The sequence below is a fragment of the Haloferula sp. genome (genome assembly GCF_049672945.1).
Lineage (GTDB): Bacteria > Verrucomicrobiota > Verrucomicrobiia > Verrucomicrobiales > Akkermansiaceae > Haloferula.
On the sequence record NZ_JBATWY010000191.1, the window covers coordinates 1 to 15714 of the forward strand.

At 60.3% G+C, this 15714-nt stretch carries 21 protein-coding genes; 1 reads left to right on the forward strand and 20 read right to left on the reverse strand.

The genetic code is table 11. The annotated features are described in order from the left end of the window. From WBG04_RS17445 to WBG04_RS17460, 4 genes are all read right to left on the reverse strand, one after another. A partial coding sequence (locus WBG04_RS17445; RefSeq protein ID WP_424315987.1) for a glycoside hydrolase family 97 N-terminal domain-containing protein occupies positions 1-1350 on the reverse strand: 1350 nt, incomplete at its 3' end. Beyond that, on the reverse strand, positions 1347-2597 hold the full coding sequence (locus WBG04_RS17450; protein WP_424315988.1) for a hypothetical protein: 1251 nt from the start codon (positions 2595-2597) through the stop codon (positions 1347-1349). The genes WBG04_RS17445 and WBG04_RS17450, both read right to left, overlap by 4 nt. Before the next feature lies 1 nt (position 2598). Beyond that, complete coding sequence (locus WBG04_RS17455) at positions 2599-3294, reverse strand: tetratricopeptide repeat protein (RefSeq protein WP_424315989.1); 696 nt, start codon at positions 3292-3294, stop codon at positions 2599-2601. A 102-nt stretch (positions 3295-3396) separates the two neighbouring features. Continuing rightward, positions 3397-4467 (reverse strand): LacI family DNA-binding transcriptional regulator, encoded by a 1071-nt coding sequence (locus tag WBG04_RS17460; RefSeq protein ID WP_424315990.1) that lies wholly within the window; start codon positions 4465-4467, stop codon positions 3397-3399. 71 nt (positions 4468-4538) lie between these two features. On the opposite strand from WBG04_RS17460, the gene WBG04_RS17465 reads away from it, so the two are divergent. After that, a complete protein-coding gene (locus WBG04_RS17465) occupies positions 4539-6314 on the forward strand; it encodes an ABC transporter ATP-binding protein (RefSeq protein WP_424315991.1) in 1776 nt (591 codons plus the stop codon). A 105-nt stretch (positions 6315-6419) separates the two neighbouring features. Here the strand turns inward: WBG04_RS17465 and map are convergent, their stop codons facing one another. The 16 genes from map to rplV all read right to left on the reverse strand — a co-directional run bounded on the left by map (position 6420) and on the right by rplV (position 15671). Next, positions 6420-7214 carry a type I methionyl aminopeptidase gene (map, locus tag WBG04_RS17470; RefSeq protein WP_424315992.1) on the reverse strand — a complete coding sequence of 265 codons (795 nt, stop codon included), beginning with the start codon at positions 7212-7214 and terminating at the stop codon, positions 6420-6422. Further along, positions 7198-7860, reverse strand: a complete 663-nt coding sequence (locus WBG04_RS17475) for an adenylate kinase family protein (protein WP_424315993.1) — start codon at positions 7858-7860, stop codon at positions 7198-7200. Before WBG04_RS17475 ends, map begins: the two co-directional genes overlap by 17 nt. Positions 7861-7864: 4 nt before the next feature. Further along, entirely contained in the window at positions 7865-9373 is a 1509-nt protein-coding gene (gene secY, locus WBG04_RS17480; RefSeq protein WP_424315994.1) for a preprotein translocase subunit SecY, read from the reverse strand. A 98-nt stretch (positions 9374-9471) separates the two neighbouring features. Beyond that, positions 9472-9927 carry a 50S ribosomal protein L15 gene (gene rplO / locus WBG04_RS17485; protein WP_424315995.1) on the reverse strand — a complete coding sequence of 152 codons (456 nt, stop codon included), beginning with the start codon at positions 9925-9927 and terminating at the stop codon, positions 9472-9474. Between the two features lie 114 nt (positions 9928-10041). Beyond that, positions 10042-10740 (reverse strand): 30S ribosomal protein S5, encoded by a 699-nt coding sequence (gene rpsE, locus WBG04_RS17490; protein WP_424315996.1) that lies wholly within the window; start codon positions 10738-10740, stop codon positions 10042-10044. A gap of 18 nt (positions 10741-10758) precedes the next feature. Beyond that, positions 10759-11115, reverse strand: a complete 357-nt coding sequence (gene rplR / locus WBG04_RS17495) for a 50S ribosomal protein L18 (RefSeq protein WP_424315997.1) — start codon at positions 11113-11115, stop codon at positions 10759-10761. 23 nt (positions 11116-11138) lie between these two features. Then, positions 11139-11678, reverse strand: coding sequence for a 50S ribosomal protein L6 (rplF, locus tag WBG04_RS17500; protein WP_424315998.1), 540 nt, complete (start codon positions 11676-11678; stop codon positions 11139-11141). Positions 11679-11707: 29 nt separating this feature from the next. Continuing rightward, positions 11708-12106 (reverse strand): 30S ribosomal protein S8, encoded by a 399-nt coding sequence (gene rpsH / locus WBG04_RS17505; RefSeq protein WP_424315999.1) that lies wholly within the window; start codon positions 12104-12106, stop codon positions 11708-11710. Positions 12107-12138: 32 nt separating this feature from the next. Next, the gene (gene rplE, locus WBG04_RS17510) at positions 12139-12720 is read right to left on the reverse strand and encodes a 50S ribosomal protein L5 (RefSeq protein ID WP_424316000.1); all 582 of its coding nucleotides are present in this window, start codon (positions 12718-12720) and stop codon (positions 12139-12141) included. 80 nt (positions 12721-12800) lie between these two features. Beyond that, entirely contained in the window at positions 12801-13025 is a 225-nt protein-coding gene (gene rplX / locus WBG04_RS17515; protein WP_424316001.1) for a 50S ribosomal protein L24, read from the reverse strand. 22 nt (positions 13026-13047) lie between these two features. Further along, a complete protein-coding gene (gene rplN / locus WBG04_RS17520) occupies positions 13048-13413 on the reverse strand; it encodes a 50S ribosomal protein L14 (protein WP_424316002.1) in 366 nt (121 codons plus the stop codon). 101 nt (positions 13414-13514) lie between these two features. Further along, entirely contained in the window at positions 13515-13784 is a 270-nt protein-coding gene (rpsQ, locus tag WBG04_RS17525; RefSeq protein WP_424316003.1) for a 30S ribosomal protein S17, read from the reverse strand. A 29-nt stretch (positions 13785-13813) separates the two neighbouring features. After that, positions 13814-14014, reverse strand: a complete 201-nt coding sequence (gene rpmC, locus WBG04_RS17530; RefSeq protein WP_424316004.1) for a 50S ribosomal protein L29 — start codon at positions 14012-14014, stop codon at positions 13814-13816. 24 nt (positions 14015-14038) lie between these two features. Continuing rightward, positions 14039-14458 carry a 50S ribosomal protein L16 gene (gene rplP / locus WBG04_RS17535; protein WP_424316005.1) on the reverse strand — a complete coding sequence of 140 codons (420 nt, stop codon included), beginning with the start codon at positions 14456-14458 and terminating at the stop codon, positions 14039-14041. Between the two features lie 39 nt (positions 14459-14497). Continuing rightward, a complete protein-coding gene (rpsC, locus tag WBG04_RS17540; RefSeq protein ID WP_424316006.1) occupies positions 14498-15259 on the reverse strand; it encodes a 30S ribosomal protein S3 in 762 nt (253 codons plus the stop codon). 25 nt (positions 15260-15284) lie between these two features. After that, positions 15285-15671 carry a 50S ribosomal protein L22 gene (gene rplV, locus WBG04_RS17545; protein ID WP_424316007.1) on the reverse strand — a complete coding sequence of 129 codons (387 nt, stop codon included), beginning with the start codon at positions 15669-15671 and terminating at the stop codon, positions 15285-15287. Positions 15672-15714: the final 43 nt, after the last annotated feature.

The following is a 15714-nucleotide window of genomic DNA, read 5'->3' on the forward strand; positions in this document are numbered from 1 at the left end:
GTGCTTCACGGCCAGCTCGGCCACCCGCTGGTGGTGGCGGACCATATACTGGCCATGGTGCCACTCTTCGTGGGTGTTCCCCTCCGCATCGGTCCAGCGGATCGTCTGCCCCGGGGTGACGTAGCCGGTCTTCACCGCGCGGATATCACGATCCTCGAACAAACGGAAGGCGGCCGCCATCTGCGACTCGTAGTTCTCCACGCCCCCGGCAGTCTCGTGGTGACCGATAAGGCGGGTTCCCTTTTCGCGGGCGTAGGTGGCGAGGTCCTTCAGGTCGTAGTCCGGATAGGGCGTGGTGAAGTCGAAGTTACGGTTGGCAATCCAGTCGCCGTCCCAGCCGGTGTTCCAGCCTTCCACCAGCACGCCCTTGAAACCGTGCTCCGCCGCAAAGTCGATGTAGCGTCGGGTGTTTGCGGTGGTGGCTCCGTGCTCGCCATCCATCCCCCAGGTCTTAAGCTTGAGATGCATCTCCCACCAGATCCCGACATACTTGCCCGGCTCGACCCACGAGAAGTCCAACCCCTCAGCCGGTGGCTCGTTGAGGTTGAGGATCAAATGGCTGTCGGCGAGTCCGGCCGCCGTGTCCGCCACCTGCAGCGTCCGCCATGGTGACCGCAGCGATCCGCTGCCGCGGACCAGAACGCCATCCGACCACGGCACCAAAGCGGCCTTCAGGACGTTGCCTTCCTTACGCTCAAGCGTCATCGAGGCAAAGTCCACCAACGCCGCCTCATGCAGGCTGAGGTGAAGGCCGTCCTTCGTCTTCATTGTCAGCGGCGTGTGGGAGTGCCCATGGGGCACCTCGCTTAGCGGAGCATCGACGAACTCATACTCATAGCGATCGTCCTGATAAGCACCGATCGACCAGCTGCGATGGTCCGCGGTCAGCCGGAACTCGGTCAGCTCGTTGGTGAGTTCGTAATCACCCAGTCCCTTCTGCTCGGGAAGCAGGTAGCGGAATCCGACGCCGTCATCGCCAACCCGGAACACGACTGTCATCCGCCGCGATCCATCATCTCCCACAAGATCGACTTCCATCTGCCGGTGATGATCACGAATGAAGCGCTGCTCGCCCCACGGCTGCTCCCAGGTCTCGTCATGCTCGGTTTGGCGCAGCTCACCCAGCGTGAAGCCCTTGGCAAAGCCGGGACCGTTTTTCATTTCAAGACCGAGCTTCGAGGGCAGGATGACCGGGCGGCCGAAACGGGAGATCTCGTAGCCCGGGACACCGTCGTCCAGACGGAAGCCGACTGTAAGGATCTGGCTCGGGGAATCCACCGTGGCGACCACCTCGGCTGCCAGCGGCGTGGCGGCGATCATCGTTATTGCGAGTTGGCTCAGGATCTTCATGAAGCGTCTGGGGAAAGGGATTCAATGCGCCGCCGCGCCTCGTCGATGGAGCCGGAGGCCAGCAGGCGGGCAATGAAATCGAGTTCGCGTGCCTCGATCTCGCCCTCGCGCCGCAGCTCCAGCAGGCGAGCGGGAAGACGGAGGTCATCCGTCGAAGCCACCGTGCTTCCACGTTCCTTGCGCCGGGCATCCTGGATGATCTCAAGGAAGCGGTAGCCGAACTCATGGGTCGGCTCGATCATGGTGCCTTCACCGTAATCATTCCAGGTCACCAGTTGAACGGTCTCCCACGGGCCTTCCATGCAGACCTCCAGCGACTCGCGCATCGTTTCACCGTCGCGGTGTTCGATCACCGGATGGGGATTCTCATAGACATCCTTGAAACCGGGAAGTGCCGAGACAATCACCTTCGATGGATCTCCCACGTTCCGATAGACCGCATCGAGACGCTGCTTCGCCTCCGCTCCTCCTCCATCCGTCCACGCCGACGGATGAGCCCAGGTGTAGCCGCCGTCCGCCCCGGCATTCCGCCACAGGTGGTGCAGCGTGTAGAACGCCGGACGCTCCGGTGCTCCCTCGAGAGCCTGCGCCCAGACCAGCGGTTCCTTCACATGGATCGGCCCGAAGTTCATCAGTAATGGCCGGTCATTCACGCGGACGTAGTGCGGTGCCGGGAACCATTCCTTGGCCAGCCACGCCATCGTCTCGCCGAGCTGGCTGCCGATCTCATCCTCCGAAAGGTCGCCGGTTTTCACCATGTACTCGTAGGTCCGGTCCTCGAAGCACACCGCAAAGCGCATCCCGAGCCGACCGGCGATCTCGAACATCCTCCGGCTCGCCTCATGGATCGACGGATAGTCGGCCGTGGGCGCGATGCCGTACCAGTCGATGATGACCCCGTCCACGCCGGCCAGCTTCATTTGCAGGAGCTGACATTCGATCACCGCCGGATCGGTCGAATCGTAGAGCCCGATCAGCGGGTGGAAATGCGACCAGATGTCGGGAAGTCCGTCCTCGCCGGTCTTCGACGGGTCGTGCTGGCCCGCGTGCCCGGTCCAATGACTTCCCCAGCGGCCGCGCACCTCCGGCGTCTCATACCAAGGCATGTAGTGCATGAGCAACAGCTTGCCCTCGACCGGCTCGATGCCGACAGCATCGGACGGCAGCGGTTCCGAGGACTGCCCCTTCCGATCACACCCGGCCAGGAGCAGGGCGGCACAGGCGACTGGAAAAAACAGCTTCACCATCTTATTCGGTGGTGGTGGTGGGTTCAAGTCGGCCGAGGTGTTCGTCCACCTCGCCCTTCAGCCCTTCGTTCAATTCGACCGCCGCGGCATAGGAACTCCGCGCCTTCGCCGCATCCTTCAGGTCGTACTGCCAGGTGAGCCCAATGTTCAGGTGCGCCACCGCCTTCATCGGCGAAGGGACCCCCTCGGTGGCGAGCACCTCCTCATACGCCTTGATCGCCTCATGGAACTTCCCGAGGTGACGCCGGGAGTCGCCGAGCGACAGCAGCAGCCCGGGTCTCGACCAATCGACACCCTTCAGGGCCAGCGCCTTCTCGAGCGCCAGCGCGGCCCTCGCGTGGTTCTGCTCGCCCTTCGCCTCGCACTCGGCCCGCACCTGCAGCGCGGTGACCTCCGCCACCGGCTGGATGCCCTCAATCGCCAGCGCCTCGTCCGCCAGCTTGGCCGCGGCCGGATAGTCCTTCTTGTCGTAAGCAAGCACCATCCCCTGCTTGCCCAGCGCGAGCGACTTCTCGGTGTCGTTGGCTGCCTGACCCGTAGCAGTGACGTATTCCGCCAGCGCAGGGTCAGCCTTGCCCTCCGTGCGCAGCTTGTCGCCGGCCGCAAGCGAAGCCTGATAGGTCTCGGCGGCGGAAATTGCCTGCAGAAGGGCTACGAAGAGGAGTGCACCGAAGATCCGGGTCGGGTTTGCTTTCATGGGTTCGTGCGGGATTGCATGGCCAAGCATCGGCCTCCCACCGCAACTCACAAGCGCACCCATGAGTTTACGTAAATCCAGCTCTTTCCGCGTCGCCCCCGACTACTTGCGACGGCGTTTCCCCTGCGGCTTGGTGCTCTTGCCGGGCCGCCAGGTGCCGGTGACCTCGATGCGCACCGGCAGTTCCGGCACGCCCCGCTGGCCGCGCTGGATCGCCCCGACCAGCAGGTCCACGGCGGAGGCTCCAACCTGCTTCGAGTTCTGGTCGATGCCGCTGATCCAAGAATACTCCGCCGGCAGGCCATCGAGATCGAGGGACACGTAACCGACGTCGCCGGGAATCTTCAGCCCGCAGGCCTCGATCATGCGCAGCCCGAAGCGGTCGACGCTGATGATGACGTCCGGGTGGTGCTCGCGATGCCATGCCCGGAAGGCGTCACGATCCGCCTCGGGCAGGATCAGGGGCGGGATCAGCCGATCGGGTTCGCGGTAGATCTGGAAGCGGGCGAAGGCCGCAGTCCAGCGGCCGTTGACCCGCCGGTCAAGCGCCCGTTCCAGCACCATGCCGATGCGCCGGTAACCGAGCGCCAGCAGTTCCTCAATCACCCGCAGGGTCGAAGTGTACTGGTCGTGCAGCGCGCGATCGAGATCGGGATCCTTCACGGTCTCACTGATCTCGACGGCGGAAAAGAGGTCAAAGTCAAACTTGAGCGCGCGCGGGTCGTCGCCCGCGAGCTTCCCCTGGATCGGCGCAATAATCAGCCCCTCGATCCCGCGGCTCCAGATGATCTTCCCAAGGCGGGAATGCGACATGCCCGGTTCGTTCAGCCAGAATTCCTCGACCTGATAGCCATACGACCTGGCGCGCGCCACGCTGCCCTCGACATACTTGCGCTCGGTGACGTAGCGCTTCCACGCATCGCGGGTCGGCCCGGAAGTGAGCAGGGCGAGGCAGGCGTGCGTCGGGATGCTCGAACTGGCCCGCACCCGCGACATCAGCTTCCCCAGTTCGGGATCCGGCTTGTAACCGAGATTGTCGGCGATCTTGAGAATCCTCGCCCGGGTCTCCTCCGAGATCTTCCCCTTGCCCCGGAGTGCCAGCGACACCGTCATCCGCGAGACCCCCGCCGTTTCGGCGATCTCCCTCAGGGTGACTCTCGGTTTCTCCGGCATGGATCGACTTGGCGCGGCGCATCTGATAGATCGCGGCAAGACCGCTCCGTTTCCAGCGAAATCGCCACAACATGCCCGAAGCATCCACCACGCCCCGAATCATCGACGACTACGACAGCCGCCGTCCGTGGCGCACGCTCTACCTTTTCCTCGGTGCCCGCTGGTGGACCCATCTGGCCCTGCTGGCGCTGCATTTCGTGAAGATGTCGCCTCTGCTGCTGCTGCCACTGGTCATCTCCGAGTCGATCCGGATCGCGGAGCAACCCGGTGAACATCCCTGGAAATACCTCGTCATGATCTACGTCGGCTTCGTCGGCATTTCCCTGCTCAACATCCCTCTGAACATCTTCTTCGCCCGCTCTTGCGGGAAAATCTATCGCGGGATGGAGCAACGGGTTCGTGCCGCGCTTGTGCGACGTCTGCAGATCCTGTCGCTTTCATTCCACGACACTCGTGAATCGGGTCGCCTGCAATCGAAGACCATCCGCGACGTCGAGGAAATGGTCCGCCTGAGTGAAATGTACTTCCACCAGGGGATGGCCTCCGTCCTCGGCATCCTCTGGGCCTTCGGTTACACGCTCGCCCGGGACCCCACGGTCGCCATCGTTTACATCGTGCTCGCGCCGATCTGCCTGCTGATCATCCGCGTTTTCCGCCACCCGATGGGCCGCCGCAACGACGACCTCCGCCGCCACTTCGAGGCGATGTCCCAGCGGGTCACCGACATGATCCGGATGATTCCCTTCACACGCATGCACGGCCTCGAGAAGCACGAGGAGACGAGCGTCGGCGAACGCCTCGGGCCGCTCTTCGACCGGGGCCTCCGGGTCGACACAATCAACGCGTTCTTCGGTGCCTGTAGCTTCGTCTCCTTCATGATCGCGGTGGTCGCCGTGACCGGCTGCACCACGTGGTTGGTCCTTGAGGGCCGGCTCACCCTCGACAAGATCGCGCTTTACGCCGCTCTATTCCAGATGGTGGTCAGTTCGCTGACCGGATTGATGGGCATGGGGCCGCACCTCGCGCGTTGCTCCGCTTCCATCCGCTCGGTCGGGGAGGTGCTCGAGTGCGATGAGATCGAAGCAAACGAAGGCCGTAAAGTGGTGGGCGAGGCCAGAGGCAGCATCGCATTCAAGAATGTTTCCACGGCTTCAAGCAATCCACGCCACCCGGCGCTGCGTGACATTTCCCTGACCATCAAGCCCGGGGAATGCGTCGCCCTGATCGGACGTGGAACCGATGGGGCAGACCTGCTCCCCGGTCTTGCCTCGGGTTTCATCGATCCCGTGGAAGGAACGATCGAACTCGATGGACACGAGCGTGATCAAATCGATCTCCGAATCTGGCGAACCGGAGTCGCATCGATCCCCAGGCAACCCGTGATGTTTCCGGGAACCCTGCGCCAGAATCTCCTCTACGGCATCGATGACCGAAACGGCTTGGAACATGCCTTGCATCAGGCGTTGCTGGATGAATTCATCCAGCGTCTGCCGGATGGCCTTGATACCTGGGTTGGTGAGAAAGGACCGGTTCTCAGCCCCGTCCAGTGCCAGCATCTCGCCATCGCATCCGCGATGCTCCGGAACCCTAAATTGATCATTTTCCAAGAAGTGAGCGGAAAGCTCGCAGGCGAAGACGCCTCGGCACTTCACACCGCACTGCGCCACCTGTTCGCCGGGCGGACGGTGCTCATGATCCCCTGCAGACAATCAACCTTCGAACTCGCCACCCGCTCGCTGATCTTCCGCGAGGGCCGAATCGTCTTCGACGGAGATGCTGAAGCCGCGACCAGATCCGTGGCTTGGCCTGAAGGCTCTCTCGAGAAAGGCAGCTCTGCCCCGATCTAGGGAGAAAAACACCCGGAAAGGTCAGGACAAAATCACAAGAGTAAAACCTAACAGAGTAAAACCTAACACTCTCCCCATCTGAATCGCCCGGCCATTATTCCTAGGCTAAAGTCCGAGTAACTCTGCGGTGGCGACTCGAGGACGGTCGGTAAGTAACTCAGGTTCTCCATCAGTGATCAGCACCGTGTGCTCGAAGTGGGCGGAAGGAAGCCGATCTTCCGTGATGACCGTCCAGCCATCTTCCAGAATCCGGACGCGGCCCGTTCCGAGGTTCACCATCGGTTCAATCGCCAGAATCATGCCTGGCTCAAGGATCGGGGTTTTCCCCTGCGGGCGGTAGTTCGGCACCTGGGGTTCTTCGTGCAGTTCGCGACCCACACCGTGGCCCACGAATTCGCGAACCACCGTAAATCCCAGCGGCTTCACGTGGGCTTCAACCGCGCCGCAGAGCTCGGCCAAACGCAGTCCGGCACGCGCCTGGTCGATGGCCGCATAGAGCGATTCCTCGGTGGCCTTCAGGAGACGTTTGGTCTCCGCGGGAATCTCGCCCACCGCGACCGTGGTCGCATTGTCTCCAATGAAGCCGTTTTTCACGATACCGACATCAATTTTGAGAATGTCCCCCGGTTGAATCCGACGTTGCCCGCCGATCCCGTGAACCACCTCCTCATTGACGGAAATACAAGTCTGACCCGGAAAGCCGCGGTAGCCAAAGAAGGCACTCTTGCACTCATGCTCACGCATCAGTTCCGCCGCGAGTTGATCGATCTCGCCCGTGGTCTTTCCCGGCTGCACCGCCTTGGTCAGATCCTGGAGGATCTGACTCGCAACCGCACCTGCGACCCGCATCTTGTCGATTTCCTGCGGCGTCTTGATCCGGATCTTATGCCTTCGGGCCATCTGATGTGATTCCTTGGACGGTCTTCAAAAGTGCCGCGGCCACCGTGTCCACTGGTGCCGTGGCGTCGCATCGGGTAAACCCTTCGACAGACGCATAACGCTCGATCACCGGCTGAGTGTGAAGTGAAAACTCATCGAATCGTGAGAGAAAGTTCTCCATGGAATCGTCCTTTCGCGGCCCCGCTTCACCGCCGCACTTCGGACATCGTCCCGACTCCGCCAGATCGGACTGCTGGCCCGACCAGCGACAATCCGGACATTCGACCCGACTTTGGATGCGCGCCATCAGCTCCGCCTTCGGCACCTCCAGGACGATGACTCCATCGATGCATTGTTGATGCCCCGCCAGCCAGTGTCTCAGGAAATCATCCTGGGCGATGGTCCGCGGAAATCCATCGAGCACCCATCCATTGCGGTGGGTTTCCAGCCAGGGTTCGATGATCGAATTCATCAAGCGGTCGGAGACGTAGCCCCCCCGCTCGAGGACCGGTTCGGCCTCTCTTCCGGCGGGCGTTCGATTTTCCACGGCCTCGCGCAGCAGGGCTCCGGTGCTGAGGTATGGGAGACCCAGCGCAGCCGCCAGGCGCCGACCCTGCGTCCCCTTGCCCGAAGCGGGAGGTCCGAGCAGGATCAGATGCGGGCCCATGGCGTCACTTGGCGATCCAAGCAATCGCTCCAATGATCAGCAGCACGCCAATGAACGCCCAGATGAGAACGATCGCCGTGCTCGAAGTTGGTCCGGTCGTGCCTTGGGAAAGGCGGTCGTAGCGGCCCTTGAGCTTTCCTTTTCGGAGGAAGCCGTCGTAGTGGCGCTGCAGCAGGTGGGTTTCCACCTGACGCATCACGTCGAGCACCACACCAACCAGAATCAGCAAACTGGTGCCGCCGAAGAATTGAAGCACCATCGATCCCGGTGGAAGTCCGACGATGGCGCCGACTGCCAGAGGCACACAGAAGATCAAGGTCAGGAAGATCGCTCCAGCGAAGGTGAGGCGAGTCATCGTGAAGTCGAGGAACTCGGCGGTTGGTTTGCCGGGACGCACCCCTGGGATGTAGCCCCCGTTGCGCTTCAGGTCTTCCGAGATCTGGGAAGGCTGGAACATCGTCGCCACCCAGAAGTAGGAGAAGAAGAAGATCAGCACCGCAGCAACGATGTAATACCAGGTGCCACCTAGGAGCGCGTCGGAGATGGCGCGGGACCATGGCTCGTTCGGGAAAATCTGGTTGAGGAGGATGGTTGGCAGGGTCAGCACCGCGGTGGCGAAAATGATCGGCATCACACCGGCGTAGTTGACCTTGAGCGGAAGGTACTGGGTCTGACCTCCGAACTGCTTGCGGCCGACCACGCGCTTGGCGTACTGGATCGCGATCCGGCGCTGGGCCTGGGTGATCGCGATGGTTCCGGCGATCACGATCAACAGCATGGCGATCATCACCACCAGCATCATGACCTCGAAGGTGCTGGCACCCTCGCGCTGCACGAAGTGCTGCCAAGTCTGGAACAGGGCTCCAGGCAGAGCCGCGATGATGTTGACCGTAATAATGATCGAGGTGCCGTTACCGATGCCCCGTTCGGTCATCTGGTCACCGATCCACATCAGCAAAAGCGTGCCGGCAACAATCGTCAGGACGGTAAGCGCCTGCCATGCCACGGTTGGATTAGGCACAAGGTCTCGTCCTAGATCCTGCATCACGGCACCGATGCCGTTCATGTAGGGGATGCTCTCCGGATTGAGCAGCGAGCGCGCCACAAAGATTCCCTGCACCAAGGCAATCCCGATGGTGATGTAGCGGGTGTATTGCGTGATCTTCTGGCGTCCGCCGTCCTCACGTGAGAGGCGCGAAAGCTTCGGCACCACCGCTGTCATCAACTGCACCATGATCGACGCCGAAATATACGGCATGATCCCCAGTGCAAAGACACCGGCCTGCTGGAGCGCGCCGCCGGAAAAGATTCCCAGAATCGCCTGAAGCCCCCCTGCCTGGGTCGCGTCTTGATTCTTCTTGGCCGCCTCCATCCACGCATCGATGACCGTGGCATCGACGCCGGGCAGAGTGACATGGACGCCGAGACGCACAATCACGATCATGGCGAGCGTGAACAGAATGCGGTCGCGGAGTTCGGGAACCTTCCAGGTGTTCGCGAATGCGGAAATCATGGGTGTCTTGGGTCGAAAAAGGGAGTGCTCGTCTTAACGCGTTAAGGAAGCGATCCATCGCTTCCTCAACAATTCAGGTATCAGGCCGCGCGAGACACTTACTCTGCAGCAGGTGTCTCCACGGTGCCGCCAGCCTTCTCGATCTTTTCACGAGCGGAAGCACTGATGGCATCAACGGCGATGGTCAGCTTCTTGCTGATCTCACCCTGACCAAGGACCTTGATGATGTCGGTATTGCGGCTGACAAGACCCTTCTCGCGAAGGATTTCCTCGTTGACCGTGGCACCATCGTCGAACCACTTGTCCAGCTGGGCAAGATTGACGACTGATACGGTGGTCTTGAAGTCCTTGTTGTTGAATCCCTTCTTGGGAAGACGGCGGTGAAGGGGCATCTGGCCACCTTCGAAGCCGGGACGGACGGAACCACCCGAGCGGGCCTTCTGGCCCTTGTTGCCCTTGCCACAGGTCTTGCCGAGGCCGGAGCTTTCGCCGCTACCGAGACGCTTGATCCGGTGCTTGGCGCCCTTGTTGGGCTTGAGAGTATGAAGTTTCATTTTCGCTTATGAGGTTGGACTTGAAGACATAAGACAGAAGACTGGACCCGGTTTGCGGTATCGATGGAAGATTCAAGTCTTCCGTCTTCTGTCTCGTCGTCTTCTGTCTTCAGATTAGATGGACTCTTTCTTCTTCTTGCCGCGGGACGAGAGGATCTGATCGCGGGTGCGGAGCAGTGAAAGCGCCTTGAGCGTTGCTTTGACCACGTTCGCGTGATTCTGGGAACCGAGGGACTTGGCAAGCACGTTGCGGATACCCACCGCTTCGCAAACGGCACGGACACCGCCACCGGCGATGATACCCGTTCCCGGAGAAGCAGGCTTGAGCAGCACTTTACCACCACCGTATTCGGCATAGATTTCGTGAGGAATCGTTCCGTCCACGATGTTCATTTTCTCCAGCTGCTTGCGGCCGGACTCGCTGGCCTTGCGGATGCAGTCCGCCACTTCGTTCGCCTTGCCGTAGCCGAGGCCGACTTTGCCTTCCTTGTCGCCGATGACGACGAGCGCGGAGAAGCTGAAGCGACGACCACCTTTGACGACCTTGGCGCAGCGGTTGATGAAGACGACCTTCTCGGTCACTTCCTTACCGTCGACCATGGGTGCGGCACGCTCTTCACGCGGACGGCCCCGACCGCCACCGCGGCCTTGACCGAAAGGAGGACGACCGCCTTGGCCGCCTTGGCCTCCGCGATTGTGGCCCTGACCATCGGAACCGGCGACCGGTCCAATGTCGCCACCTTGCCCCGTTTTCGGAGCTTCAGATGGGGCGGGAGTTGCAGGAGAGGCAGGAGTTGAATCGTTTGTCACCATGACAGATAGGGTCGTAAATTAGAACTTGAGGCCTGCTTCGCGGGCTGCTTCAGCAAGAGCTTTGATCTTGCCGTGATAGAGATGACCGCCGCGGTCAAAGACCACTGCGCTGACTTGGGCTTCCTTGGCGCGTTCGGCGACAAGCTGACCAACAGTTGCGGCACAAGCAACGTTCGATGCGGACTTCTCGACGGATTTGTCGAAAGTCGAGGCAGACGCGAGGGTTCTGCCGGCGGAATCGTCGATGACCTGGGCGTAGATGTGCTGATTCGAATAGTGAACGGCGAGGCGTGGACGCTCGGCGGTGCCGAGGACCTTCCTGCGGATCCGCTTGTGGATCCGGTTGCGCACGTCCTTGCGATTGAGATGGCTCATGATATTTGGATGGGTGCGTGTTGTTATTTGCCGACGCTCTTGCCTTCCTTCCGGCGGACACGTTCTCCGGCGTAGCGAACACCCTTGCCCTTGTAAGGTTCAGGCGGATAGTAGTTGCGGACTTCGGCAGCGAACTGACCGACCATCTGCTTGTCGATGCCTTCCACCTTGATCTTGGTGTTGTCGGCGACGCTGACGGTAAGTTCCGATGGGATGGGGTGAAGGATCGGGTGCGACTTACCAAGGGCAAGGTCGAGGTCCTTGCCCTTGACGGCGGCACGCATACCGACTCCAAGGATTTCAAGTTCCTTAACAAAGCCTTCGGAGACGCCGATGATCATGTTGTGGACCAGACTGCGAACGGTGCCGTGAAGGGCACGATGCTCGCGAAGGTCGGATGCACGGCTAACGACGACCTCGCCGTCTGCGGTACTGACATCGACGCCGCGTGGCAAATCGAAGCTTAGCTTTCCTTTCGGGCCATCGACATTGACCTGACGGCCGTCGACGCTGAGCTTTACCTTATCCGGCAAAGCGATGGGTTTGACTCCAACTCGTGACATGGTGGTTTGTTCCTTTCTCGTGTTGGGGTTTACCAGATATTGGCGAGGATTTCTCCGCCGAGACTGGAACGCTTGGCGGCCATGCCGGACATCACACCCTTGGGGGTGGAGACGACAGCGATGCCAAGTCCGTTGAGAACTCGTGGAATGTCATTGGCGCCGGAGTAAACCCGGCGACCTGGCTTGGAGACGCGCTTGAGGTCGGTGAGGACCGGGCGACCATCGACGAAGCGAGGCTTGACCTTGATTTCAGGATACTTGTCGGTCGTGACGACCTCGTAGCTCCAGATGTATCCCTCTTCCTGGAGAACCTTGGCAATGTCAGCCTTGATTCGGGAAAAGGGTGCGGAAAATTCTTCGTTACCGGCGCGGCAGCAATTCTTGAAGCGCGTCAGGAAGTCGGAAATAGGATCGGAGAGAACGGCCATGATGGTGTTTCTATAAAGGTTTCTGGGGGTTCTCAGGCAGCAGCGCCTTCGGCTGGCTCATCCTTCTTGAGGTCGCGATACGGCATGCCCAGCTCGGCGAGCAAGGCGCGGCCCTCGGCGTCGGTATTCGCGGATGTCACGAAGATGATGTCGAAGCCGATCTGGCGCTTGATTTGATCGAGCTCGATTTCAGGGAAAATCGTCTGATCGGCGAAGCCAACGGCGTAATTGCCGCGGCCATCAAAGCTCTTCGAACCGATTCCGCGGAAGTCACGGATGTTCGGAGCGGTCACGTTGATGAAGCGGAAGAGGAACTCCCACATGCGGGCACCACGGAGGGTGACACGTGCTCCGAGCGGCTCACCGATGCGGAGTTTGAAGTTCGCAACCGCCTTCTTCGAGAAGGTGATCGAGGGGCGCTGTCCGGTGATCTTGGCGATCTCGGCGACGGCGTCGTCAACGGCGACCTTGCGGTCGGGGGCCTTGCCCATGCAGGTGGTGACCACGATCTTCTCGAGGGTCGGGACCTGGTGGGGATTCGTGTAGCCGAGCTTCTTGGTCAAAGCCGGAACTACCTCCTCCTTGTACTTTTTCTGTAGGATTGGTGTGCTCATTCTGTTTTAGCGGGTCAGCGCTTGTTGTTACGCTTAAGCGCGGGCAGTGATCATCGGGCGACCGGAGTCACCCGCGGAACTCAGCCCAGTTTCTTTACATTGGAAATGTGGACGGGACCGTCTTCCTCTACGATACCACCCTCAGGGTTGGCTTCGGTCGGACGGACAGCTTTCTTGATCTTGCGGGCGCCTTCGACGATCACCTGCTGTTTGGCGGCGTTGACCACCATCACGGTGCCACGCTTGCCCTTGTGGTTGCCGGCGATGATTTCAACTTCGTCGCCCTTCTTTACGTGAGTCTTCATGGGAAAATCTGCGTTCTTTGGTTTAGAGCACCTCGGGAGCGAGGGAAACAATCTTCATGAATTGCTTCTCGCGGAGTTCACGGGCCACAGGACCGAAGATCCGGGATCCACGTGGGTTGTTGTCCTTGTCGATGATGACGATGGCATTGCCATCGAAGCGAAGGATCGAACCATCGGTGCGGCGGATTGGTGCGGCGGTACGGACGACCACGGCCTTGACGACGGATCCCTTCTTGACCGCTGCGGTCGGGATCGAGTCACGGATGTGGGCGGTGATGATGTCGCCGACGTCAGCGCTGCGTGAGCGCTTGCCGAGGACACCGATCATCTTGGCGGTCCGGGCACCGGTATTATCGGCGACCTTCACAAGGGATTCCATTTGGATCATGGCGGTAGTAGGAAAAAGCTGAAATCTGAAATGCTGAAATCTGAAATGGGGCGGACCAAGGTCAGCTTTCCCGTGTTTCAGCTCTCAGCTTTTCTAAGGCGTTAGTGAGTGAGGACTTCCTGAAGCGCCCAGCATTTGAGCTTGGACACAGGTTTGGTTTCGACGATGCGCACCTTGTCTCCGATCTGGGCCTCGCCCTTCTCGTCGTGCACATAGTACTTCTTGGAACGCTTCACGATTTTGTTGAAGCGTGGGTGAGGAACACGGGCAACGTGCTCGACCACGAGGGTCTTGTTCATCTTGTTGGAAACCACCACGCCGACGCGTGTCTTGCGAAGGTGGGGACGGGATTCCTGTTCGGTCTCGCTCATGGAAGAAATTGGTTAATGGATTAGTCGGCTCAGGCCTTGTTGAGGCGTGCTTTCAGGTAGGTCATCACCCGTGCGGTATCGCGACGGACGATGCGGATCCTGGCGGAATTCTCAAGCTGACCGGTGGTCTGCTGGAGGCGGAGATTGAAGGCTTCTTCCTTGAGGTCGCGAAGTTTGGCTTCGAGTTCCTTGATGGTAAGTTCACCCAGCTTGTTCTTGGTCGTGGCCATGGCTGCAATAAATTTCGGTTACACTCAGGAGTGCGGATTACGGACAACAAAACGGGTCGAGATGCCGAGCTTGTAGGAGGCGAGGCGCATGGCTTCGCGGGCCTGGGATTCCGGCACTCCGGAGACTTCGAAAAGCATGTTCCCGGGACGGATTACGGCGACCCAGCCTTCAACGGCACCCTTACCCTTACCCATCCGGGTTTCAGGAGGACGCGAGGTGATCGACTTGTGAGGAAAGATCCGGATCCAGACTTTTCCCTTACGTTTCAGAAAGCGGTTGATCGCAATACGGCAAGCTTCGATCTGACGGTTGGTCATCCATCCGCGTCCGAGCGATTGGAGACCGAAGTCACCGAAGGCAACGGTGGTTCCACGTTGGGCGTTGCCGGAGCGGCTTCCGCGGTGCGATTTACGGAACTTCGTCCGTTTTGGCATCAATGGCATGTCTTAGTCCTCCTTGGAAAGTTAGTGTTTACGGGAAATTCAGGCTTGTGGGGCTGGAGCCGGTGTCGGCGCAGGACCGGGGCGGTTGCCACCTCCGCCACCACCATCGTTCTGGCGCGGGCGACGTGGACCACGACGGTCGTTGCGGTCACCACGTGGGGATGGTCCCTCGTCGGCACCTTCCTTTTTGTTGACCCAGCATTTGACGCCGATGATTCCATAGACGGTGCGGGCTTCGGCGAAACCGTACTCGACGGGCACACGAAGGGTTTGCAGTGGCACCTTGCCTTCGCGGTAAACCTGCGAGCGGGCGATGTCCGCACCACCAAGGCGACCGGCAACACGAAGACGGATACCTTCTGCCCCAAACTCCATGGCGGTCTGGACGGCACGCTTCATGGCGCGGCGGAAGGAAATACGGCGCTCAAGCTGAACGGCGACCTGCTCGGCGACGAGCTGGGCATCGAGCTCCGGCTTGCGGATCTCGATGATGTCGATCTTCACCTGCGAGTCCTTGCAGACCTTGCCGAGGTCCTTGGTCATGCGCTCGATCTCGGATCCCTTGCGGCCGATGATCAGACCAGGACGCGAGGTGTGGAGGGTGACACGAACGCTTGCCCAGGCACGCTCGATGACGACCTTGGAAATGGCGGCGAACTGGAGGCGCTCGGTGAGATACTTGCGGATCTTGAGATCTTCGTGAAGCTTCTCGGTATAATCCTTGCCGGATGCATACCACTTGGAACGCCAGTCCTTGTTGACTGCGAGGCGGAAACCGATGGGGTTGACTTTTTGGCCCATAATAAATTCGTGTTAGGAGTCTTGATCAGGCTTCGGCCTTCTTGGAAACGTGGAAGCGCTTGGGTTTGGCTTCCTCTTCAGGGGCTTCGGCGAGTGTGATGAAAATGTGGCTGGTGCGCTTGATGATGGCTCCGGCGGAACCACGGGCACGGGGCTTGTGGCGTTTCATGGTCGGTCCGGCACCGATCACGGCTTCCTTGACGATCAAGGTGTCGACATCGAGCGAGAAGTTGTTCTCGGCATCGGCGATCGCCGTCTTGAGGGTCTTGTTGATCAGCTGGGCAGACTTCTTCGGAGTGAAGGTGAGGATGTCCAGTGCGACGGAGACAGGGAGTCCCTGAATTTCGCGGGCGACGTCACGAGCTTTCTTGGGAGAGACGCGAACGTGTTTGGTGATGCTTTTAACTTCCATCGGAATCGGAGGTGAGAAGGTTGCTGGGTGCCGGGGTGGCGGA